The sequence below is a fragment of the Vibrio ziniensis genome (assembly GCF_011064285.1).
Classification (GTDB): domain Bacteria; phylum Pseudomonadota; class Gammaproteobacteria; order Enterobacterales; family Vibrionaceae; genus Vibrio; species Vibrio ziniensis.
On record NZ_CP049331.1, the window covers coordinates 2,679,571 to 2,703,036 of the forward strand.

Annotated in this window: 22 protein-coding genes; 9 read left to right on the top strand and 13 right to left on the bottom strand. The window is 42.6% G+C overall.

The window, feature by feature from the left end; translation table 11 throughout:
- Nucleotides 1-9: 9 nt before the first annotated feature.
- Nucleotides 10-372: a hypothetical protein gene (locus tag G5S32_RS12355; RefSeq protein ID WP_207621583.1), complete on the bottom strand. Its 363-nt coding sequence runs from the start codon at nt 370-372 to the stop codon at nt 10-12.
- A 128-nt stretch (nt 373-500) separates the two neighbouring features.
- Between G5S32_RS12355 and G5S32_RS12360 the strand changes: the two genes are divergently transcribed.
- Nucleotides 501-1,172, top strand: coding sequence for a restriction endonuclease (locus tag G5S32_RS12360; RefSeq protein ID WP_165312286.1), 672 nt, complete (start codon nt 501-503; stop codon nt 1,170-1,172).
- Nucleotides 1,173-1,570: 398 nt separating this feature from the next.
- Here the strand turns inward: G5S32_RS12360 and G5S32_RS12365 are convergent, their stop codons facing one another.
- The 4 genes from G5S32_RS12365 to G5S32_RS12380 form a co-directional block, all read right to left on the bottom strand.
- Complete coding sequence (locus G5S32_RS12365; RefSeq protein ID WP_165312283.1) at nt 1,571-1,756, bottom strand: hypothetical protein; 186 nt, start codon at nt 1,754-1,756, stop codon at nt 1,571-1,573.
- Between the two features lie 640 nt (nt 1,757-2,396).
- A complete protein-coding gene (locus tag G5S32_RS12370) occupies nt 2,397-2,960 on the bottom strand; it encodes a hypothetical protein (RefSeq protein ID WP_165312287.1) in 564 nt (187 codons plus the stop codon).
- Between the two features lie 151 nt (nt 2,961-3,111).
- The gene (locus G5S32_RS12375) at nt 3,112-4,965 is read right to left on the bottom strand and encodes an ATP-binding protein (protein ID WP_165312288.1); all 1,854 of its coding nucleotides are present in this window, start codon (nt 4,963-4,965) and stop codon (nt 3,112-3,114) included.
- A 25-nt stretch (nt 4,966-4,990) separates the two neighbouring features.
- Nucleotides 4,991-6,316, bottom strand: a complete 1,326-nt coding sequence (locus G5S32_RS12380; RefSeq protein ID WP_165312289.1) for a DNA polymerase — start codon at nt 6,314-6,316, stop codon at nt 4,991-4,993.
- A gap of 246 nt (nt 6,317-6,562) precedes the next feature.
- Between G5S32_RS12380 and G5S32_RS12385 the strand changes: the two genes are divergently transcribed.
- Nucleotides 6,563-7,135 (top strand): helix-turn-helix domain-containing protein, encoded by a 573-nt coding sequence (locus G5S32_RS12385; protein ID WP_158108051.1) that lies wholly within the window; start codon nt 6,563-6,565, stop codon nt 7,133-7,135.
- 100 nt (nt 7,136-7,235) lie between these two features.
- On the opposite strand, the gene G5S32_RS12390 is transcribed toward G5S32_RS12385, so the two are convergent.
- Both G5S32_RS12390 and G5S32_RS12395 read right to left on the bottom strand, forming a co-directional pair.
- Entirely contained in the window at nt 7,236-7,418 is a 183-nt protein-coding gene (locus G5S32_RS12390) for a hypothetical protein (protein ID WP_000488920.1), read from the bottom strand.
- 143 nt (nt 7,419-7,561) lie between these two features.
- Nucleotides 7,562-7,807: a hypothetical protein gene (locus G5S32_RS12395; protein WP_101956675.1), complete on the bottom strand. Its 246-nt coding sequence runs from the start codon at nt 7,805-7,807 to the stop codon at nt 7,562-7,564.
- Between the two features lie 302 nt (nt 7,808-8,109).
- On the opposite strand from G5S32_RS12395, the gene G5S32_RS12400 reads away from it, so the two are divergent.
- On the top strand, nt 8,110-8,913 hold the full coding sequence (locus G5S32_RS12400) for a helix-turn-helix transcriptional regulator (protein WP_246201014.1): 804 nt from the start codon (nt 8,110-8,112) through the stop codon (nt 8,911-8,913).
- Between the two features lie 58 nt (nt 8,914-8,971).
- Here G5S32_RS12400 and G5S32_RS12405 read toward each other — a convergent pair whose 3' ends face one another.
- Nucleotides 8,972-9,436, bottom strand: coding sequence for a hypothetical protein (locus tag G5S32_RS12405; RefSeq protein WP_165312291.1), 465 nt, complete (start codon nt 9,434-9,436; stop codon nt 8,972-8,974).
- Nucleotides 9,437-10,028: 592 nt separating this feature from the next.
- Nucleotides 10,029-11,372 (bottom strand): GGDEF domain-containing protein, encoded by a 1,344-nt coding sequence (locus tag G5S32_RS12410; RefSeq protein ID WP_165312292.1) that lies wholly within the window; start codon nt 11,370-11,372, stop codon nt 10,029-10,031.
- Between the two features lie 495 nt (nt 11,373-11,867).
- On the opposite strand from G5S32_RS12410, the gene G5S32_RS12415 reads away from it, so the two are divergent.
- The 5 genes from G5S32_RS12415 to G5S32_RS12435 all read left to right on the top strand — a co-directional run bounded on the left by G5S32_RS12415 (nt 11,868) and on the right by G5S32_RS12435 (nt 17,632).
- Nucleotides 11,868-13,328 carry a methyl-accepting chemotaxis protein gene (locus tag G5S32_RS12415; RefSeq protein WP_165312293.1) on the top strand — a complete coding sequence of 487 codons (1,461 nt, stop codon included), beginning with the start codon at nt 11,868-11,870 and terminating at the stop codon, nt 13,326-13,328.
- Nucleotides 13,325-13,768 (top strand): hypothetical protein, encoded by a 444-nt coding sequence (locus tag G5S32_RS12420; RefSeq protein WP_165312294.1) that lies wholly within the window; start codon nt 13,325-13,327, stop codon nt 13,766-13,768. The genes G5S32_RS12415 and G5S32_RS12420 overlap by 4 nt, the downstream gene beginning before the upstream one ends.
- Nucleotides 13,769-13,942: 174 nt before the next feature.
- Nucleotides 13,943-14,266: an L-rhamnose mutarotase gene (gene rhaM, locus G5S32_RS12425; RefSeq protein ID WP_211198791.1), complete on the top strand. Its 324-nt coding sequence runs from the start codon at nt 13,943-13,945 to the stop codon at nt 14,264-14,266.
- 218 nt (nt 14,267-14,484) lie between these two features.
- On the top strand, nt 14,485-15,627 hold the full coding sequence (locus G5S32_RS12430) for an iron-containing alcohol dehydrogenase (RefSeq protein ID WP_165312295.1): 1,143 nt from the start codon (nt 14,485-14,487) through the stop codon (nt 15,625-15,627).
- A gap of 259 nt (nt 15,628-15,886) precedes the next feature.
- Nucleotides 15,887-17,632, top strand: a complete 1,746-nt coding sequence (locus tag G5S32_RS12435) for a bifunctional lysophospholipid acyltransferase family protein/GNAT family N-acetyltransferase (protein ID WP_165312296.1) — start codon at nt 15,887-15,889, stop codon at nt 17,630-17,632.
- Between the two features lie 85 nt (nt 17,633-17,717).
- On the opposite strand, the gene G5S32_RS12440 is transcribed toward G5S32_RS12435, so the two are convergent.
- The 4 genes from G5S32_RS12440 to hutW all read right to left on the bottom strand — a co-directional run bounded on the left by G5S32_RS12440 (nt 17,718) and on the right by hutW (nt 22,452).
- The gene (locus G5S32_RS12440; RefSeq protein ID WP_165312297.1) at nt 17,718-19,802 is read right to left on the bottom strand and encodes a TonB-dependent hemoglobin/transferrin/lactoferrin family receptor; all 2,085 of its coding nucleotides are present in this window, start codon (nt 19,800-19,802) and stop codon (nt 17,718-17,720) included.
- 183 nt (nt 19,803-19,985) lie between these two features.
- Nucleotides 19,986-20,561 carry a heme utilization protein HutZ gene (gene hutZ / locus G5S32_RS12445; protein ID WP_165312298.1) on the bottom strand — a complete coding sequence of 192 codons (576 nt, stop codon included), beginning with the start codon at nt 20,559-20,561 and terminating at the stop codon, nt 19,986-19,988.
- The gene (hutX, locus tag G5S32_RS12450; protein WP_165312299.1) at nt 20,558-21,079 is read right to left on the bottom strand and encodes a heme utilization cystosolic carrier protein HutX; all 522 of its coding nucleotides are present in this window, start codon (nt 21,077-21,079) and stop codon (nt 20,558-20,560) included. The genes hutZ and hutX overlap by 4 nt, the downstream gene beginning before the upstream one ends.
- Nucleotides 21,080-21,105: 26 nt before the next feature.
- Nucleotides 21,106-22,452 (bottom strand): heme anaerobic degradation radical SAM methyltransferase ChuW/HutW, encoded by a 1,347-nt coding sequence (gene hutW, locus G5S32_RS12455; protein WP_165312300.1) that lies wholly within the window; start codon nt 22,450-22,452, stop codon nt 21,106-21,108.
- Between the two features lie 212 nt (nt 22,453-22,664).
- On the opposite strand from hutW, the gene G5S32_RS12460 reads away from it, so the two are divergent.
- A complete protein-coding gene (locus G5S32_RS12460) occupies nt 22,665-23,465 on the top strand; it encodes an energy transducer TonB (protein ID WP_165312795.1) in 801 nt (266 codons plus the stop codon).
- Nucleotide 23,466 lies beyond the last annotated feature (1 nt).

The window sequence follows — 23,466 nt, forward strand, 5'->3', positions numbered from 1 at the left end:
ACTGCCTCCTTAGTCATTCTCGATGGAGAAGTATTGGCGTAATTCGGTGAGCAGTATCTTAGGCATCAGTAGATAGATACCCTTACCAGAGTCCTCGACAATGCTCAGGGTCAGCACTGCTCCGTAGTCCAGATCGTCTTCGAATTCGGTGTAGGTCAGTGCTCGTTTCAGCAGTTCGATATCGTCGACGACGACGGCAGATAGATCCGACATTGAGGTTAGGAACCAGAGTTCACATTGCAGTTCATCCCATGCTTGTTGGGTTTCTGCATCATCGTGAAATGGTTCGGTGAGTATGGTTTTGACTTGTTCTTGTAGGGTTGTGGTGATTGGTAGGGTTGTGATTTGTTGAAGATTGGTTAGCTTAATCATATTGAACTCCATGATTATCAGTATCATAGTGTTAATATGTGCCTGAAGTTTCGAATGTTTCGGAATAATCCAGTCAAAGAACTAACATCTAAGTCCTTACAATCGTTTTAACGCATCACGAGGCTCTAATGAATAAATCCCCAACATATTTCATTGATTTTACAGAAATAGGCAACGACTCTCGGTTTGAAAAATTTGCAGAACATTTCTTGGAAGATATGGGGTTCAATATCGATACTCCACCTTCATTCGGTCCAGATAGAAAGAGAGATTTGGTTGTATCTGAACCAAGCCTTGTTTCTAAAAGGGGATTGCGATGGCTAGTTAGCTGTAAATATTATGGAAGTAGAATCGGCCAAGATGATGATGAGGCTAATATAAACAAGTTGTATGAGCATGATTGTGATGGATTTATGTTTGTTTACTCTCATGAACCCACGAGTAGCCTATTAGATAGTGTTGAAGCTGTATGTAAAAGGTCAAACAAACCATATAAGTTTTTTACAGGCTGGAATATAGAAAACGCTCTAATGTCATTCACTGAGCACACAAGGACGTTTAGATACTTTTTCCCGAAATCATTTCGGATCATAAATGACTTAAAGAAAGAGCCTAAGTGTGAGTGCAAGTTCCACACCATCAGCTATGGAGGCCCTTTATTAGTACTAGCATACAAACGACACAGAGATGACGTTCCGCACTATAAAATGGTATGTAACGAGTGCATAAGTGACATTTATGACGATTTAAATAGAGACTGTTATAGTTGGTCAACAACAGTTCTATTAGAAGAATTCTGATGATTTCAGATATCCCACACCCAACTAACTAAAATCCTAGATCGCTGGGTCGGTCACATCAGACTGGCCCTGTAATCTCTCTCTAAGGCTTATTCTGCCTGACTTCCTGCGTGATGTAGTTTCTGTAATTATCGCGACGGCGTCGTCGGTCCGGTCTCTATCCGGTCTTTAGCTGTAATTTTGGCTAGATACCGAGCTGGACACGAACCCTAATGTAAATTTCCTATTTAGGTTTTCCGTCCAGTTTGCCGACGGCGGCGGCAGTAGATGTATTTTCCCTGTAGTCCTGACAGTTGCGACAGTCATGGCAGCGCCGACGGTTCTGACAGCCGTGACAGTCCCGACAGTAACCAGCTAGATTCACATCCTATTCCACTAACCCAACTCTACACCCTAACTCATACCAGATCCGCGCTGTAGCCCAGTGTGCCGTTGTTTTTTCCGGTTTCAGTATGAATACCAGTCCTGTGATTAGCTGCTGTTTCTGGAGCTGTGGTTGAGTGTCGCTGATTACTAGTCGAAATTACATTAGAGAAAGACAGACCGATTACCACTGAGGGTAATCGGTCATCATGATTCAACATTCATCTTGTCCTAATCTTCGGTGCTGAGTCTCCTGCGTAATCTCAGCTAGAACCCCATTCAGGTATCTAAATTATATTTATATTAATAACTAGACCTAATGGGACAGAATGTTGGTTATATTTTTGTTGGTTCCAGCGCGAAGTTTTTCTGGGGTTTAGTTCTGGTGTTGAGTGGTATGTATCTGCTCTGATTCGCGTTGTACAGACGAGAGAAGGTTCTGATGGTGGATATCAATCCGGACTAGGAAATACATCACTGTGGTTAGTACGTGGAGTTTTTCGGCTGACCTGATGGACCAGAGCTTACAGGAAGTAATCGCGGACCGGATATCGACCGGACCAGAAAAGATAAAGGCGCATGAATTTCTTCATACGCCTTATCGGGATTTGGTGGCCCCTATGTGACTTGAACACATGACCAATCGATTATGAGCGAAGGCCAGCAGCAACCTCCCCGCACAATCAACATAGAAACCCTGCCCCGAATCACGCCCATATCCACCAGCAAAATCACATCACCTGATTACCCGCATGATTTTACTGACGTCGCCGACGGGAAATCTACTGAACCTATATCACCGCCGCCACCGTCGAGGAAATGTAGAAAACTGTGTTGGTAGCAGCGGTAAGACAGGATCAATCAGTAAGTTGCCACCACATCTGCCTTAGCGAACTTACCCAAGATCTCATTACAATCGAGTCGGCAAAAATCCTCAAAGCAACTTACAAACTCCCACATAGCGCCCGTGAGATAAGATAACTTCTCACTATATGAGAACTCTGTATTTTCTGCGAAGTAGATATACGCTTCATACAAAGCATCAGGATAGCCATTAGCTGTATCCAGTGGATTTATCTCATTAAACAAGTATTCCCCCTTGAAATATTTCTCATGTACGCCATCGTCACCCGGTAGGTGAACCTTGACTGTAACTTCATACAGTCCGTGCTCTTTCTCTCGGAGTTCAGTAACGCATATAATTGAGCGAGTATATTCAACCCAAACACCCGGTTCTTTTTCTTCGGAGCTATAGATGTAGTCATTCCCAAACCAGATCTCACTATCAACATAGTTGTCATCTGTATGCTCAACATCCCAACCAAGTAAATCGACGTTGGCACGTCCCCAATCTTGTAGCATCTGAGATGCAATTGTCTTTAGTTCTGTTTGTACTTCCAGTGCATATTTTTTTTTATTGAACATGATGGTCCCCTTTTTAATTTGAATGATTCGACACTAGGCTTGAATGTATCCAAGCCCAGAAGCGTTGATTTAAAGATGTAATATGTTGTGTTCGATGCTTTTCTAAAAGCACCGTTAAGGCTGAGTAGAAAAATGTAATTTAGAGGTGGTGTCAGCCAAGAAATGCCGATGTAGCTGCATCAGATTCAGCTTGCGTCATCTCATGCCATTTAGAGGCTGAGTCAAATTTGCTTGTTACGCGCTCATATTCTTCCATCAACTGATCCATCTCGCTTTCATTCAGCGGGTCAAAATCATCGTCCATGTCGGCAGGGTCGAGTTCTGGGAGTTCTTCAACAACGCGGTTAACTTCTATCAGAGCTGATTCTGGATACGTCAGCGGCTCAGAGAACGATGGTTCGTGAGGGATTATGTCTTCGACATTCTGAGCATTCTCGATCGCACGAAGAGTTAGCTTACGCCCGTTAGTGCCTCGTGTACCACCAGATATAACTTCAACACCATGTTTTTCTAATTGCTCTTTCATACGGTTAAGCTTGGTACTTAAAGCTGACGCATTCTGAGGCCAGTTGCTTGGTAGACGGCGCATTTCTGACATGATGGCACTATGTAGCATTTTATGAACCTGCGTTGGGCCACCAGTAAAAAGTTTCTCCTGATGAACGATAGTTATAATGCTCGCCAACAACTCATCATGTTCTAAAGCCTGCATATTCAGGGCTTCTTCCTGCGCTTTGTTTACACCCTGCTGGACTGATTGATCGGTAATACCCAGTACAGTTTCGAAGGCTGCTAGAAATGTATTGAAGTCGCCACCTCGGAACTTGGCAATAGATGAAACATCGTCCAACATTGCCATAGCTTTTGCGGTCATACTGAGCAACCACGACTGGGCATACGGGAGGATTGCACTTAGCTTTTGGTATATCTCTGTGTCACTGGCGTAGGTAATTCGTGGTTTACCCGCTTTGATGAATATTGAACGAGTGCATAAATCGTATTGTTTAGGGAACTTAATCGCCGTTAATATCATTGGTTGGTGGAGGAGCGTTTCGACCAAATCTACATTCGTATAGAGTTTACGACCATCAACGGTGCCACCCGTTGCCACGCTACACATACCATTGGCTAACTCGTCACTAATGCGACCACAATTATCGAAACACAACATGTAGTTGTGCGAAGCGGTAGCAATAAGATCACGAATATCTTTAGGCTGAGTCTTCACTTTCGTTCCATTTAGTCCCAGTAGCATAGCGACTAAGCGGGCGACTGTCGTTTTACCAGAGCCAGCATTCCCATGAAGGTAAAGAATCGGATAAGTAAGTCCGTCCGCTCTCGGGTGACTTAATATAAAACCTGCGTACGCCATGATGGCTACAAACTGACCATAGCTTAGATTGCTGAAGAGTTCTTGAAGTTTAGACGGTATATCTTGTTGCTCCCAGCCGGATACATATTGGAGGTGTCCATTATTTGGGGCGTAACGGAAGGTGATATCTGTTTCTTTATCGCTAAGCAGAACTTCACCACCAGCTAGAACCAATCCTCGACCGTCGCTACTACGAGCATCGAGCGCAACACCTTTACTTTTGTTGTCAACGTCGATGTAAGCATTGAAGATGTTCACATCTGCATCGGCCCCCTCCAAAACCGCGTCTAGGCTGACAGTTTCCAGAGCTTTCTCTACACTTTTTACCGTTAAGCCTTTTACGCCAGCAGCGCGCGCAGCTTTAGCCACAACCGCCTGACTAATTTGACCGTTTAGAGACGTGCTGTAATTTGTTGTACCACCATCCACGACAAGAACTGGCGTAGAATTGTCGAGCGCAACCGCAGCATTGGGAAGGTTTTGCATAGCTTGTGCAAGGCTATCACCGAGCTTACCTTCGTTCTCTTTTAATGCTTGTGTCAACATCACCTTAAGGTGACTCTCCACTCGTTGAAAAGGTGTTTTCGGTCCAGTTTTGTTTTTACTGCTTTTAGTTCGAATACTTAATGCCATGATTTATCTCCTGTTTATTTGTTAGTTAGTGATTATTAATTACGTGATATTCACAATCACACCGCAGGCGGTAGCCTTCTCCTAGCACTTCCTCAGACACATCCGCCATCGCCTTTTCTGCTAAGGCATATGTCTCTGAATCAGTTGCATGGGTCTGGACGCCGATACAGTCATGAATTGCAAAAATGAGTGGAATATTGAGTTGCTCTAGCTTGATGCAGAGCTTTCGCAGCATGTAGCTACACACTGCCTGGACATAGAAATTGCGAAGTGTAGAAGTTTTCGTGTCGGTGTCGACGGCTCGTCGAAAACCGAACACCTCCGCATAACCTTGCTTTCTTGCTTCTTGAACTTTCTGGTCGAGATACGCATTCTCCCGAGGGAAAATGACTCGCAGTTCCCTATCCCAAATCGCCGCCACTGTCGGGCTAACACGATACTTTTTCCGAATGCCGCTCGGCGTAATACCATAGAGATGAGCAATACACAGACGCTTGAAGCTTGCCCGATCTAGTTCTGCGAATGCCGCAGATCTTGATTGCAGCTCTAGGTACAGATCTCCCTTCAGGTATGCAGCCCAGAGCTCATGGTCGCCAGTTAATGCAGCTAGTGATGCGGGTTCTTGAGATGAGTAATCGAGCACAAATATCTGGTCGCCCTTTTTGGGGTGAAGCAGATGATTGCGTATAGTTTTTGATAGGTAGTTGAATGATGATCCCTTAGGTGCTTCTCTACCTGTCGAAGATCCGAACGGGTTAGGCCATTCGTGGTGTTTACCCCGGAAATCAACTTGCAGGCGTAATATATTTTTGTATCTCGTATACATCATCGAAAAGTACATTCGCTGGGCGAGCTCTACTTTTACGTCTTTCAGTTTGCTCCGCTCTGTTACCAATGTCCCATCTGGATTTCTCGGCCAGAGTGTGAGTTCCGGCCCAGAAAGAAAGAACGCTGGATCACCTATTACCTGAATTCGATTCTCATCGTCGATGCTAATGAGCCCCATACCGATTAGGTGCTGAAGATTTGCTTCACCTGTTTCTAGGCTTCGCTGGTACTTCATCAATCTACCGAGATGGATAGGTATGCCTCTCTGGTAACGTCGAACGCAACTTCTTATATACGCATTGTCTTCATCACCATTCAGCACGTCCGAATCTTTAATCAATTCATCCAGTTTTCTAATAAGAAAATCTGGCGGTGGCTCACAGGTCTTATATTGGCTTAGGTATTCATCCAGACGCTTAGCTTTCGCTTTGTTCCTCAATGGGTTGCACGCCAATATATGTTTTGCTTTTGCTAGAACTGTTCCGGAACGAAACAGTTCTATTGCTCTGATTTCGTTTAGCACAGAGTCCTCACTTATCTAAAGTTCAACACTATTTCCTCTCACTTTTGAGTTATCCAAATTTTTAAAGAACATACGACACTTTTCAAAAAGTATCTTAAAAAGATATCGTGATAAAAAGATTACAGAGCACCTCCGGATGTGTCAACAAAAATATCTTTAAATTTGATTTTTCTAAATAGAGAGTTAAAATAAGAAAACAAAACAGGCCGGTTAACGCCTGACGGCAGGACTAAAATGGAGGGTGGAATGAATACCTTGAAGCTAGGAAACCACACAAGCATATCTACTGTGATCGCAGAATTTGTTAAGAAACTTAGGTTATTTGGGGCTGATTATGTCCGATCAGGTTCCGATGTTAGTAAAGCTGACCCATCTCCAGAAAATCAGGAAAAAGTGGCCAAGGCTCTAAAAATCACCAAGGCCGCCTACTCAAAAATCGAAAATGGTGATGTCGCAATCTCCATTTACCACCTTAGCCAACTCTGCACGGGCTATGGCATATCTCTCGGCGAACTAATGTCCTGCGTCGATAAAAGAGTCGAACAGTTAGAAAGCAAGGGCGTTAACGTTATCAACGCGAAATTAGAACTCCGTCTCGATTGCTTAAGATGGGACGCTAAGGTTAATGAGAAAGCGGAAGCAAACCTGAACAAAGCCAAAAAAGAGTTGAAGAGAACATATACCTTGTACTCAACCGAACAACGCGAATCTCTATGGCAAGAATGTCGCGAGAAAGCCTTAGCCGAACTAGAAAAAAAGTATGATTTAAGTGAAGCAATATCTGCTCAGCGGCAATTTCAGGAGACAACGGGTAATTAGTGGTGAGTTGACCGTTGTATATGGGGAGCTTCCTCTGTCGTCGCTGTCGAGTTTCCACCCCCCAAAAAAACAGAGGGTACTCCCCCTGCTCTTCTGACGCTCAGTCATCCATCACCTCATCGGCAACGAATCCCACAACAAAGCCAGCAATACCGCCAACGAGAGCGCCGTATGGTCCGTATCGAGCACCAATAACAGCCCCAATTTTGGCCGCTTTGAGTCCGGTATCCTTGTTCAATGTCGCTTCTGTATCGCTGGTGAATGTTCTCGTTTTCCTGAACATCGTTAATTTCCTTCTAATATGAGAAAGGGCGATACCACTGCTGATATCGCCCTTGTTGATGTTGCATTGCTCTGTTCTAACCGAGAGTCCCCACTTTCAAATCAGAAGCTAGAGCAATACAACAAACCTGTTTTTCGAAATGATTACTTATCGGTCTTGGGCTGGCATTTCGCTGCATCCATGACTTTGCCATTCATGGTTCCACAGGCATCGGCATACCACTCAATGCGAGGGCCAGACTGAGAGTAAACTTGTTTACCTGCTTTCCCATTCCAGGATTGTTCTATCTTCGAAATGTCAGTTGGATTACCGCCGAACGTGCCGCCAGCGAATGATGATGTGGTAGCGAATAGACACGTTAGACCTAATAGGATGATTGATTTTTTCATTGTGTTGTTTCCTTGAATAATGACGATACTCAGCGTAGGAGCACGGTTGTTGATTAGTATGATGATTAGGACTGACAGGTTGTGTCAGTCAGGTAAATGATGTTGAGGAAGAAAGGCAGGGCTTAGGTTTCTTGGGCGATGAAACCTATAACAAAATCGGTCACTTATTCTTGGCGACCACGAAATAATGAGGGCTGACACCACCTGTCAGTGAGTCACTACATTATTGAGTCATGAATAAGAGCGAGAAGTTAGCCTACCGATTGAGTCAGATTCTTTCCCGGTTATATGCGGGAGAGAAGTTGAGCCTTATCGACTTAGAGCAGGAATTCGGAGTGCATGAGAGAACGGTACTTCGAGACTTCAATCGCTTGGCGTTTTTGCCTATCGAAAGAGAAGAGGGTTATTACTACCTGAAGCAATTAGATCATCGTAACCCTAAAGCTCATAAAGCTCTTCATGCCCTATCGAACATGGGTATTGATAAGCTGTTTCCAGATAGGAAAACCATGACTCAGGCGCTGAATCATAAGACACAATCCATACTGTTCCGTCATATTCCTATCGAGGATTCAGCTCGCTTTCGGGATACCTTAATTTTGATTGCGGATGCGATTCATCAACGAAATACGCTGACTCTGACTTTTCATAATCGGCGTTATCATCAGATAGAGCCTTACCAACTCATTAACGAGCGGGGTTACTGGTATCTGATTGCTGCGCAGAGAACACAGCCGCATTCGTTTCGAGTAGCCGAGATTGCTGAGATAATCCGGCACGATGATATTTATACTCCCTCACCTATCCTCTCCGAGAAGCTAACCAGAGAAGAGCTACATTGGCAGGCTCACGGTGTTATAGAAGTCATAGCTCAGATTGATTCGGGTCGTATTCGCGATTATCAGGAAACCGAACATCACCTGACTATCCGAACCCTGAAAGAACTGGGCTATGGTTCAACGCTTATCAGCATTCAGACCTCGAACATACATTCCCTGATGCCAGTCCTAAAATCCTGGATACCGAGTATCGATATCATTTCTCCATTGTGGGTAAAACAGGCGCTGATGAGAGAAGTCGAAGCCTATCTCTCGACCTGTTCGTGAGACTGACTTAATGAGCAGTATCGGCGTCGTCATTTCGTCGACGACGTCGAGAAACCCATCATGACTTCTGTACGAGCGCTAATAGGTCAGCTTTTTGCTCATCGTAATCTTTCGATTTGATGTGCAGATAAATAGACGACTCTGCTTTTGTTGCCAGATTAAGGCCCCGAGCAATTGCAGCACAGAATCCTTGATTGTTGGCTGAACCGGAAGAATAGAGAGATTTATACACCTGACTTTTCCATGGTTTGTCACCCTGTGATTCGATAAGGTCTAGCAGCCTATTGAGCAGAATCCACTGTTTTGAATGCAATCCTGCCCCGCCACTTTGTCCGGCAATTCGAAAGTAGAGTTGGTCATCTTCGCTGTTTTGAGCAATCTCGTAGAGCACCGTTCCTTGGGACTTTGCTCCTAGTTTTGGTGCTTCACCTGTTTTGAGAATGGTAGAGAATGGATTGTCTACTGATGTGGTTTTAGATGTGTCTGCCTCTGCATTCTTCCTGCTGGTTTTGGCTTGGTTCATAGAAACTCCTTTATATGTCGAACTGGAAAGAAGAATACCCTTACCGGACGAAACCAGTGAAAGTTATTCTAATTCAATAATATAAATTCATTTCTCAGCTTGATACGCCTAGGGGGGGGTTCCTGTCTTTTCCGGTACTGTTCCTGTCTTTCCAACACAGTTTTCTACATTTCCTCGACGGTGGCGGCGGTGATATAGGTTCAGTAGATTTCCCGTCGGCGACGTCAGTAAAATCATGCGGGTAATCAGGTGATGTGATTTTGCTGGTGGATATGGGCGTGATTCGGGGCAGGGTTTCTATGTTGATTGTGCGGGGAGGTTGCTGCTGGCCTTCGCTCATAATCGATTGGTCCCCAGTTCAAGTCTGGGAGGGGCCACCAAATCTCGATAAGGCGTATGAAGAAATTCATGCGCCTTTATCTTTTCTGGTCCGGTCTATATCCGGTCTGCAATTACTTCCGGTAAGCTCTGGTCCATTAGCACCGATAGATGTTTACAGTATCTTGTTACATCCACAGTTTTGTATCATCGAACCAACAGCGATGGGTGGCTAATCAAGTGGTTTCTTTTTACAGAGATACCTACAAACAGCTTACTCGCTGAACTTAACAACATTTCGACCAGAGTTTTTTGCTACATATAATGCTTTATCCGCATCAGCTAACAGCTCATCAATAGAACTCTGATCACTCAACGTTACAACACCTACACTTACTGTTAAGTTAATAACAACGTCATCAATGAGTAGTGGCGTTTCACTAAGTGACACTCTCAACTTGTTGGCTAACTGCAATGCCTTATCAAGCCTCACACCTGGCAAAATTAAGCCAAATTCTTCGCCACCCAAGCGTCCAAATATGTCTGTGTCTCTAAAGAAATTTTTGCAAAGGTTAGTGAAATGCTTAAGAGCCTCATCACCTACAGCATGGCCGTAAGAATCATTGATAGCCTTAAAATAATCTAAATCAAAAGTTAGCAGCGATAACGGTGTCTGCTTACGTGTGTGTAGCTGAAGTTCTCTTTTTCCTAAAGCAATAAAGTGACGACGATTAGAAACAGACGTTAGTGAATCCGTCGTCGCAGCGACGAATAGCTCCTCTTGATACAAATCTCTATCACGAAAATCTTTAGACAATAAGAGACGAGCAAGAACCACGGTAACAGACATAAAAGCAAATAATATGGCGAGCGCGTAAGGGAACACTTCGTCAGATAATTTCTGAGCATTCCAATAAACGTGTGTCAGTACCGATTCAGGACTGGCTCCACTTAAAACCATAGTGTCATTGTGCTGACTGCCTTTTGATATGCTTAGGCTCGGTAGCTTATACTTTTGAGATAACATGGTTAAATATTGAGAATTCAACTCTTTAGCTAACACAAGAAAAGAGCTATCGACGATATTACCGGTTGATTCATCGCGGAAAGGCTCTGCTGACACAAGAAAATAGCGCCCATTAAACTCAGAAAAAAAAGCACTACGTGTTATGAGTAATTTTTTATTTTTGCTCCTCATTACTCTTTCAAGTATTGAAGAAGACAGCAGTAACTGGGGATCGAAATTATTGGGCTCACCATCGGAACGAGCGATAATTTCCACTTCTTCAGCTTTCTTTATAAGCGCGATATAGCTCAAATGATAATGCTCTATCATGTAATCTTGGTATGTGGACTGAAACCAATCTTTATCAGGTTTAGCAATACTTCGCTCATATCCTTCATCCCAATACGAGTATTCAATATTGAGGTTATAAAGATTCTCCTTTTCCAAAGTAAAAGCGATATCCACGCGTCTATGGACGTCTTGAATAGTTTTATCATCTAGGACATGAAGGAAGTACATTATTAGTGCTGTAATAAGCATCATTACAGTAATGATTAACCACGTAACTGCGGATATCACCGAATTTGCAGAAAAATATCTTTTATTGAGCATTGATACACATACGTCTAGAGAACTTACTAAATCATAGACTAATTCTTGAGCCTCAATTAAAGATAATAATTTTCAATATGTTGAACGACTATCACTTTTTCAGTTATTAAAAACATTAATTTTCACAAGCACATAGTTAGCCTTTACCTATTTCTTTCTCCTTAAATGGCACTCGTTCGGTTACGGAGTCCACTCAATTCTCTACTGACAATTGCAACACAGCGATATTTATATTGCATACATATTCATTCAAAAATCTGATTAAGCACAGGAAAACAACTGACAGCAGCGTAAGAAAAACCAACAAAATACCTTGTTGAATAAACAATCTCTTCTCAATCACTCACTGAATGGTTTTTATACATTTTTTCCACACCTCCGCTTTTATATTTATTAAAAGTGGCGAAATACGCATTTAAATCAAAGTGTGAAAAGCTCATAAACACTACATTCAAGGCAACAATAATCCTAAAAACCAAACATAGAAGTACTGTTATGCAATTTGACCGAGAACTTTCTTTTTCAGAGAAGACATATGTCATCAGCATCCCGATGACGTTACTCTCTTTTATCTATTTTGCTCGCTACGGTTACACGACGGCAGATTTGTTTGTAACACTATCGTTGACAGCTCTTTCCTTTTTGCTCAACAAACGCACTTTTAGAGTTGCACTGCCTTATGTACTTTACGGCTTTGTGGCACTACATATCCATCAAGCCTATGGCGACATTATGCTGCACTTTGAAGTGTTCATTATGTTGGCAATATTAATGCTGTATAACGACTGGCTAATGGTATTGCATGGTCTCGTTGCTGCTGCATTGCACCATATTTTCTTCTTCTGGATGCAATCATCCGGAATGCCAGTTTTCATTTTCCCGCCAAACAGTAGCTACACCATCGTTATTGAGCACTGTTTATATGCCATTTTCCAGGCCAGTGTATCGATTTACGCTTGTTTGGTTTTGGATAAAAGTATGAAACGAATGAACTATGTCAATGAAATGGTGGCGAAAATCGTTCAAAAAGATAAGTTGCATTTGAACGTTGAGCTTAAATCTAACGATGAGTTTTTTGTTCGTTTTAATCAGATCATCATGCAGTTGCAGAACACAGCTCAAGTTCAAAACCAAGCAATTTCGAACCTTAAAGAGGTTTCAGGAAGCCTGATCGAAAACGTTGAATTGGTTGATAATGAAATTTCGCACAACGCTTCAAACACAGATATGGTTGCAAATGCGATAGATGAGCTTGGTTCTTCTTTTAATAACGTTTCAGACTCAACTCGAGTATGTAATGAAGGTACGCAGCAAGCGAATCAGCTAAGCATACATGCCTTGGAACAATCTACGAGATGCCAAGAAAATCTAGCTAAACTCAAACAAGCGGTTTTAGATACTCGAAACAACGTCGAGAACGTTGTGAGTGATACGCGAAACATCCACAAAATTTTGCAAGCCATCACTGGTATTTCAGAGCAAACAAACTTGCTCGCTCTCAATGCCTCGATTGAAGCAGCACGTGCGGGAGAAGCGGGACGAGGATTTGCAGTGGTAGCCGATGAAGTTCGTCTGTTAGCGAACCGAACCAGTACCAGTGTGGAAGAGATTACCCGTTCTCTGTCAGTGTTGGACAAAAACATTAAACTTTCTACCGACAACATTAGCAATATGGCTGGATATTCTGATGATGTATCAGGAGCTGTTGATACTATTATTGAGGTCACTGAACAGATTTCTATGAATATCAACCAAGTTAGCTCACAGATGGATTATGTGGCGTCAGCAGTACAGCAGCAGGGCACAGCACTTAATCAAATCAACCAGAATATGGCTGGTGTTAAAGAGTCTACCCAGATCATGGAAGATAAATCAGAAAGCCAGAAAATGTCGATCAAACATTTGTCTGCTTCAATGAATCAGCTCTCTGAACTAACTCAGCGATTTGTACTGTGAAAGATTGGCTTTTTAAGTTTGTGTTGGTGATTGGCATTTTTGCAGCAGGCTATATTGTTCCAAGCCTGCTGCAATTTGATAAAAAAATGCAGTTTACTCAGCATGAAGACAACTACGAACGTGTAGACTGTAAGCTGGTAGATAACCAATGCTCAGTGCAAGATTATAAGCTGGAAATAGTTAAAGGCTCTTTTTCCACTATGGAGCAAACCATTTTCAAACTGACCAAAAACAATCATGAGGTAAGTTCGGATATTTTGATTACATCCGACGATAAGATCTTTGGCACTATAGTCAGCCAAAGAAATGAGGATGCTCCCACACACCATAAAGTGCTTATTCCCTACTGTGGCAACCCTGTCATGCAGATCATTATTATCGACAGTAATACGCAAAAAGGACTGGTGATCGACAACTTAACCCAACGCAGTGATACCTAACGCATCACTGCTCTTTCCTCCTTGAGAGCACATGTGAAAAATGTGAAACCGATGGATTGCATCTTAATAAAGTGACCAAACTCGTAGCAACAAGTGTCAATTCACCAAGGTTTATTCTATCTTCATCTTCTATTCTTAGATTCCAAAATACCCACCTCATAATAGGAGCCACCTGTGAGTGAATTAATACGCAAAGGCTTTGTGATGCAACTCAATCCGGACTGTAAAGAAGAATACAAAAAAAGACATGATGAAATTTGGCCAGATCTGGTCGATGTTTTGAAAACACACGGTGGCAGCAACTACTCCATTTTCTTACATGAGCAAACTCACCAGCTTTTCGGCTATGTTGAAATTGAGAATGAACAGCAGTGGCAAAAAGTTGCACAGACCGAAGCGTGCCAAAAATGGTGGGCGTTTATGGGAGACATCATGGCAACCAATCCAGATAACTCTCCACAATCCATTGAATTGACATCTGTTTTTTATTTGCCATAACACCATTACCCTTTCCTTCGAGCCTCACTTTACAGTGAGGCTTCATTTTTATCGGCCTGTAACAATGTGAAAATTTGAGCTTCAGCATTACTTTCTTGGCAAATTCGCATCATTAATTCGTCAATCAGCAGAAATTTGAAGTTATTACTCAAAAAAACGCGCTCTAATAACCTTAAATAAAAAATGGTCTATCAAAAATTAAATTTAAGGAAATAACTATGGGTGTATTCAAACTTGCGTTTCCCAAAATCAATTTATCTGGCGTTGGCTCAATTGAAGCCCTTGTTGAGCGACTTGTAGAAGAACACGGACAAGATAAAGGTCTATTGATTTGTGACCCAACTCTTGTGGAACTAGGCTTTGCTGACAAACTCATGAACAGCAAACTTAATTTAGCTCTATTTAGTGCAGTGCGTCCAAATCCAGATACCAATACAGTGAACAGTGCATTTGATATGTACAGCACCGAAGGCGCCAAATACGTTATCGGATTTGGTGGTGGTAGCTCTATCGATACAGCAAAAGCGATTAAGATCCTCTCTGCGAACCCCGGCCCAATAGCAGCATATAACGGTATTGAGAAAGTAAAAGTGCTTGGTTCACCACTTTATGCAATTAACACTACCGCAGGTACAGCGGCAGAGGTCACCAGTAATGCTGTAATTACCGATACAGCAACTCATGTCAAACACGTCATTATCTCTGACAAAATCATCCCTGACATTTCAGTGAACGATGCGAGCGTTATGCTAGGCATTCCAGCATCCGTAACAGCAGCTACCGGCATTGACGCACTGACTCATGCGGTTGAATCCTATGTTTCTGTGGGTGCACATCAGCTCACTGATTATATTTCGCTAGAATCCATTAAATTGATTGCGCAAAACTTGCCTCAAGCTGTAGATAACGGTTCAGATGTTCACGCACGTGAAATGATGGCTTACGGCCAATTTGTTGCTGGCCTTTCATTTAATAGCGCAGGCTTAGGTATGGTTCATGCTATGGCGCACCCTGCTGGCGCTCATAAAGACCTGCCGCACGGTGTGTGTAATGCGATTCTTCTTCCTATTATCAGCGAATTTAACCGCCCTTACCGTGTAGAGAAATTTGCTAAAGTGGCAGAAGCGCTTGGTGTCGATACTTCTGCGATGAGTGTTGAAGAAGCAAGTGTTGCGGCTATTGCTGCTCTAAATGCACTAAATCGCCGTGTTGGTATTCCATCAGGGTTTGGTGAGCTAGGTGTAACTAAAGAAGATACGCTAACTTGGGTTGATGATGCGATGGCTGACCCATGCGCCGGAGGTAACCCACACCCAATGACTCGTGAACAAGTGATCGAGCTATACGCTAAATCACTATAATCAAGAGTATCGTTGAAACTTCAAGCCCGAGCATCTGCTTGGGCTTTTGTTTTGTCTGATACGTAGACTAAGAGAATAATACCATCTAGATAAAAATATGATCAGACTGAGCATCGGTAGAACAGCGAATGGGTGTCAAACGCAAACGCGCATTCATCATTTTGCAAAAAATCCGCCATTAAAGACTCACACAATTGCAGCGTAGATGAAATATTCCCCTTCTAGCATGAACTCATAATACAAGAATTGTGAGGTTAACATGCTGTCTAATAGCCCTTTTAAATTGCCACGAAAAACACCATTTGGTTTAGGTGAAAACCTAGCAGAATGGGCAACGGGTTTAAGCCAACTTGATAAATTTTACGCACAACGACCTGCCGGATGTGACACTCGCCAGTTTCTTCGCTTTACGCTCGAAATTTTAGGTATTGATTACCAACTGATTAAAGGCTCACTCAATAATGTGCCGCAAGTCGGTCCCACTGTCGTGGTTGCCAACCACCCGTTAGGTTGTGTTGAAGGTGTAATATTGGCAGAGATGCTCCTCACAATTCGCTCTGATGTACAAATACTGGCAAACCAATACCTGAAAACCGTACCAGAGTTAGACTCTCTATTTATTGGGGTGGATGTCTTTGATACCGATAAAGCACGCAAAGCTAACCTGCAGGCAATGCGTCAGGCTCATAAACATTTAGAACAAGGTGGCTTACTACTGATGTTCCCCGCGGGAGAAGTATCTCAACTGGTGGACAGCAGGCAACGCCGGCTAGAAGATAAAGAGTGGAGCCAGTCAGTCAGCCGACTGATCAAAAAACACAAAGCCGCGGCAGTACCCGTGTATATCGAAGGTCACAACTCAACGCCTTTTTATATGGCAGGAAAAATTCACCCGCTACTTCGAACCGTCATGCTCGGTCGCGAGCTGCTCAATAAGAAACAAACCTGCATTGATATTTCCATCAGCGACGCAATTCACTATCAAGAGCTACAGCACCTTTGCGATCAGCAACTGGTCAATTATTTGCGTCTGAATACCTATCTGCTCGGCGCAAAAAAAAGTCTTCCACGGGATAAAACTCATCTCGATAATGCCTCACATCCTATTGCAGACAGATTGCCGCTTAATGAACTCCTGCAAGATCTTGAGTCACTGCCATCATCGGCACTTCTGCTGAGCCTGAATGAGTTTGATGTGTACTGTACTCATGCCGAAAGCATCCCTTCTTTAATGCATGAGATTGGACGCTTACGTGAAAAGAATTTCCGTCTAGTCGGCGAAGGGACAGGTATGGCTTTAGATGTTGACGAGTTTGACCGTGAATACTTGCATCTTTTTATCTGGGATAGAGAGCGTAATGAGATGGTCGGTGCGTATCGACTTGGACTGGTAGATAAAATTGTTGCATCACACGGTATTAAAGGACTCTATTCCAGCACTCTATTTAACTACGATCCTCGTTTTTTGGAGAATATGGGTAACGCCATAGAGCTTGGCCGCTCTGTAATCGATTCGTACTATCAGAAAAGCATGGCGCCACTGCTGCTGTTATGGAAAGGGATTGGATCGTTTATACACAGCAACCCTCAATACAGCCACCTATTTGGTCCGGTAAGTATCAGCAATGATTACAGTGAACAAGCAAGGCGCTTACTTGCTGACACAATGACGCTGCATTTTTACGATAACGCTCAAGCAAACTTTGTCGCAGCTTCTAACCCATTACCTGTAATGCAAGCTCAATGGAATGCGAGTTTGTTGACCTCATTGGCGGATTTGCAACTGCTCTCAAGAGTGATTGCACGTATTGATGAAGGAAAAGGAATTCCAGTTCTTTTACGACAATATTTAGGATTGAATGGAAAACTAGTCAGCTTCAACGTTGATCCAGCCTTCAACGATGCTTTAGATGGTCTGATTGTCGTGGATTTACACAATGTCCCAATGAAAACTCTGGGGCGCTATATGGGCGTGAAAGAGGCTCAGGAGTATTTGACCAAGTAACCATTAACATCCTATAAAAAATCCCCGCGCGCTAAACTTGGGGATTTTTTATTATTAACGATTTAGCCAATGACTTGTTGTTCTATTAGAATTCATACTTTGCGGTAACAGAGAAGTTACGTTTTGCTTGAGAAAGACTCTTATCTTCTGAAGTCAAATCACGCACATCGTTCCAGTTGTAGTATTCTTCGTTAGTTACGTTGAACACACCTACACGCAACGTTAAGTCACTGATTGGTTTGTAATAAGCAGTAATGTCCACAACGGTCGCCGCTGAAAGTGGCAGGTAATCACCATCTATATCACTGGCCTTTTTCTTCGCAGTGTAATTGACGTTAACTGTGGTGCCCCAAAGGTTATTTGAGTCATAACTTAGCCCTAAAACCGTGTTCCATGGGCTTACGCTATTTAATGGATTGCCTTCAGCGTCTTCACCTTCCGTATAGGCAGCAGCGATACGCGAGCTAAAACCGTCTATCGGCATAAAGCCGTTCCATGATAGTTGGTTGGAAAGTTCAACACCTTTGATGGTTGCTTTATCAATGTTTATTGACTGAGAAACAGCATCCATAGTTGCATAGCTTCCCGAAACAATTTGTGTGTCGATAAAGTTGTCGTAATCACTATAGAAAACGGCCAACTCATTGCTCATCAATTCAGTGTTATAACGCCAACCCGCTTCGTAAGAAATACTCTCCTCAGCTTTTAACTCTGGGTTTGGTTTACTCACATAACCATAAGTTGGGTTACCGTAAGAGTAATACAACTCTTCAAAATCAGGAGCGCGGAAACCTTGACTCACTTGAGCAAATAAACGGTGTTGTTCTGTCAGCTTATAAACGGTACCTAAGCGCGCTGTTAGCGCAGAATCAGAATAGATTTTGTATTCACTGGCGTCGTTTAAACTTGGGTTGGCACTGGTATCACCAGGCTTAGTTTTAAATGAGTCAAAGCGAACCCCTGGAGTTACTATGAAATCACTCCAAGAAATTTCATCTTGGATAAACATTCCATAACGAGTTTCTGCCGCATCTGGGATGTAGAAAATAACTTGGTCACTGCCAACAGAGTTAAATTCTTTGTTGGTATTGGCAATATCTTTATCAGAGAAAGAGCCCCCATAAACCAAATTATGCTCAATGTTGCCTGTCATAAAGAACTTATCAAGCTGCATATCAAGCTGAACACCTTCATCCGAATAAAGGTAATCTTTCTTCTGCACGTTACTATTAGACACTCGGGTACGATCAGTAACACCGGTTTCGTCTTTACTCATCCAATCAAGCTGCCAAGTAATTCGGTCAGCAAACATTACTTTCGCATCCCAGATATGCTTAATACCTAGCTGATACTGTTCAGTTTCATCACTTCCAGAAGCATCTTGGTAACCATTGAACGTCAATGACGCCAACTCATTCTTATTTCGAATATAGTTGCCAGAAAACTCCAATCGATGAGCAGGATTTAGTTGATATTGCAGTTTAACCAATAAATTGTTTGCACTGCTGTCTTGCTCATCAGGTTCACCAAAGTTATTAACTTCCTCTCCATCACGGCGTGTATATGCAACCAAAGATTCTAGATCACCGAATTTATTAGCTAATGCAATAGACTCACTGAAGGTTTTATCAGCAGAAGAGTAGCTGAGTTTCGCATAGCCACCGAAGTCTCGGCCTTTAAGAATATCTGCGGGATCTTTAGTCTCGAAAGCAACGATACCGCCGATCGCATCAGAACCTTGCAAAGAAGAAGAGGCACCTTTTACAATTTCTACCGCCTTTATCATGTCGGTATCAACATCAACACGAGATGAATTGACAAACTCAGCGCCAGAATCAAATTGGTTTGGTTGAGCCACCCCATCAACAATGACTTTTATGCGGTTCCCTTCTATACCGCGAATATTGATACTCTGTACGCCTTGACGTGAATTGGATTGTAAATTTACACCTGGGGTGTATTTAAAGAGGTCTTCGATATCTTCGATCATATTGCTTTCGATTGCTTTCTCGTCAATGACAGCAACGGAAGCAGCAGTATCGATAGTTTGAGTATTAAGACGAGTAGCTGACACAACAACTTCGTCAAATGAATAGGTAGTTTCTTCAGCGACTGCTGGCGCTGATAGCAACGCGCCAATAACTATGGCAAGCGGAGTTTGCTTAATCATTATTATGTCCATGTTTAAATGTTTAAGTGAGCTCAATGATTTTTCTCAAATTTGAAATGCAACAATCTAAGCGGCATTCGCATGCGAGCCGCTTTGAAGCATCAATCTGTGAGGATATTGTTATTAGTTGAGCTGAGTTTTCAGGTTATGTATTTACTTAAAGCATTGGCTATTAAGTACTGGTTATTGCTCCATACGCTCTTTTTCAGCTTTAACATGCCCTTCTGTTAAATGAACAAAATCGAGCATGTCATCACCGGAAATGACAAACGCTTGACCAAATCCTTTGACGTAACGTCCGGATTCAGGCACTAAGCGATAAAGATTAAAGTCACCAAGCTGGCTTAAATTATCAATAATTTCACCAAAACGAGCTTTCAATGCGGCAACACCTTGGCTCCAATCTTGTGTTTGTTTCTCTACCAACTCTGCACGTGTATCAAAGGTGAGTCTTTTACGTGCATAAATGTTCTTACATTCACTTTCATCCTCGATCATTAAAATCGATACATTGCGGTTCGTTTTTAAATTCTGTCCATGAGCGGCGATATCACTCACGAGGATGTAATACGCTTTACTATCAAAAGCGAATGGAGCGTAAGTAGCATTTGGAATACCAGCAGCGTTAATCGTTGCTAACTGCAACGTTTTACGAGAATCGCGGAATTCGCGAACTTCTGGCTCTAATCGGCCTTGTAGTCGTTCGCGACGAATTTCTTGTTGTTGAGCGTTGTCTTGTGGCTGACTTTCTATATTCACGCGGCAAACTCCTTTTTCATTTGCATAAATGCTTCTACCTGTTCAGGGAAAAGCTGGCGCTTCTTGTCTCGGCCTACATACACTTTGAAAACACAATCTCCATTCGCATTAAAGAAACCAATATAGTGGCTTTCCATACCACGGAATGGCTTGCTAACAAATGCAATGTGTTCCACTAAATCTAAGCGTAGATGACCATGTAGTTCGCCGTCTCTCCCCATCAAGTTATAGTAGCCGTGTGCTTCTTTGCCTTTAGGGAAATTGGCTTTTGTTTCAAAAATCGATCCAAAAGAGTGAACGATCGTCGTGACGCTGCCCCACTCTGGTAGTTGTTCTAAAATTGTTTGAGCATGCTTGCCATCAATTCGAGTCATCATTTCTTCTGGTAATGCTAAGGTAATCGCACCTTCAGATAAGCCTAATTGCTCAGACATGGTTGACACCGGTGTCGCTGAATCCTCAGCTAACGCCGCAGTCACTTTTTGTTGTACTTCTGTCTCTGAACAAGTGGTGTACATAGTTACTCCTATTATTTTATTTGTTCTTAAGCGCTTTGAAGCATCGCTTGTGCTTGATTCTGAATCACTTGAATAGCATTCGTTGCTAAAGTCACAGACCAAAATTGTCCTGCCAATGTCAGTTCAACAGCCTGAGGAGTGAGATTTACTAATCCCCTTTTCTGCCAAGCAGTGAATAGTGGCATCAGTGCATCAAACCACTCATCTAGCTCATGCTTAAGTAACACTCCGCGGTCAAAAGCCGCTTTAATATCACTGGAAATACTTTCCGACGAAGATGATTGAAATGCCATTGCGCATGGAAACTCATTGGCCTCTATTGCTTTAATGTAAGCATCCAAATCACGATGCTGCATAGTGCTTATGCCATTAAAGTTACCGCCAGCACCTGCGCCTATCGGCAACACCTGTGCATTTGTTTTGGCTAAGCTGTTGTAAATGCTGCGCTCACGGTTTCCCGATGCCCAGTGATTAACACTTAAACGTCGCTGATGATGAGCTGCCATAAATGCCACACCCATTTCATACATAGTCGCTTTGGTTGCTGTGTCAGCAGGACTTGGCAATTTCCCTTGTTCGACTAAGCGAGCCATAGGCAAATTCTGCAATTCAAGCAACTGGTAAAGATCGACCCCATCCACACCTGATTCAATATAAGCTTCTAAATCTCTCTGCCAAACGTCTAGCGTCTGATGAGGTAATCCGTAAAGAAGGTCAATAACAATAGGGGCTGCGTTATAGCTCACCAACTTTTGCAATGTACGCATCACGGCATCGCCGTCGTCTAATCGCTTGGCACTGCGACGAACTTTGCTATCAAAACTCTGAACACCAAATGAAAAACGATTGAAACCGCCTTCTAGTGCAGCTTCATATTTCGGTTCATCAAAGCGATTTAAGCGACCTTCAAGCGTAATTTCACAATCAGGAGTTAAAGGAAAATACTGATGAATCAATTCCCCTAGCTGTTTCAACTGTGCGGCATTAAGGTCAGTCGGTGTCCCACCACCAACATAGACAGCTTGGAACGGATAACTTTGCGTCCACTTAAGTGCTGATTTTCGCTTTATTTCGGTCACTAACGCTTGGAAATAATCAGCAATGAGCTTTTCACTAGAAGCGTATTGGAAAAAGTTGCAATAGGTACAACGAACCCGGCAAAACGGAATATGAATGTACAAACATCGCCCAGAGGCTTCGCCTGCATAACTCAATGCATCTAATAATACAGACTGAGTGTCATTCGGATTTACAGGCTTCATAGCTCCGCCTGCATGAGCACCTCTCTTAGCTGCAAATGCAAAACGAAGGGGATCTGGTGTGTCCTTACCCACAATCAATTCATTGGTGCTGTCAAAAATCAACGGCTTCATAAATAACTCGTGCCTTAATCAGAAATAACATTGCTGAACATTCATCAAAACCAGTTCAATCAGCAGAAAATTATTAGCTTATAAAATTGTAATTAGGATTTTGTTCGATATAATACCGATCGCAAACGATAATGCAAATGATATTCGATCTCATTATTGTTTGTAAGAATGTGTGACAATATGACCTAAACACAAATTGATTAGTGGATAAAATGACAAGGCTTCGTTATCTCATTGCTGGCTTAATAGCATGCCTAATACATGGCATTGCGCTGTCGTACACCCCACAGAAAAACACAATCAATGTTTCGACAGAGGAAGGCTCTCAATCTCTTCAAATTCAGCTAATATCCATTTCTGCTAATACACCTGTAGACCCGCTAATAGAAGAGAAGAATAAAGAACAAGTAAAACCCGAAACTGAGCCACTAGAACAAAAGTCCGTGAAAAATGAACCGGCGCTTCCCGTAGAAAAAAACAAACCCGTATCTTCTAAAAAATTGAGCCCGAAAAAAGAGCTGCCGAAAAAAGTTATAACTAAAAAAGAACAACCTAAATCCAAAACCAACACTGAAGTTGTTGAACAAAAAAAAGACATTAAGCCCGAAGAAGCGGTCAGAAAAACTGAAGAAATTGCCTCCACTGAACCTGAGCAAATAAAGGAAGCGGTTAATAAAACTGAACAGAAAAAACCAACACCACCAGCAAAAGCAAGTGCTCAAGATAGCAAACCTATGTTGGTGAAAAAACCTCGCTTTAGTGCGAAACCAACGCCAGTCGCCTACCCACGAGTCGCTAGAAAAAATGGATTGGAAGGTAAGGTTTTGATTGAGGTGTGGCTTGATGAGCAAGGTAATCAGATCAAGCAATTGTTGCTTGAATCCAGTGGTCACAGTGTACTTGATGAGCGTGCCCTTAGCACAATTAAAGAATGGCGTTTTGCATATCAAGTGGATCAAGGACAAGCCATCGCTCATCGCGTACAAATTCCGATTAATTTCCAATTACAGTAGT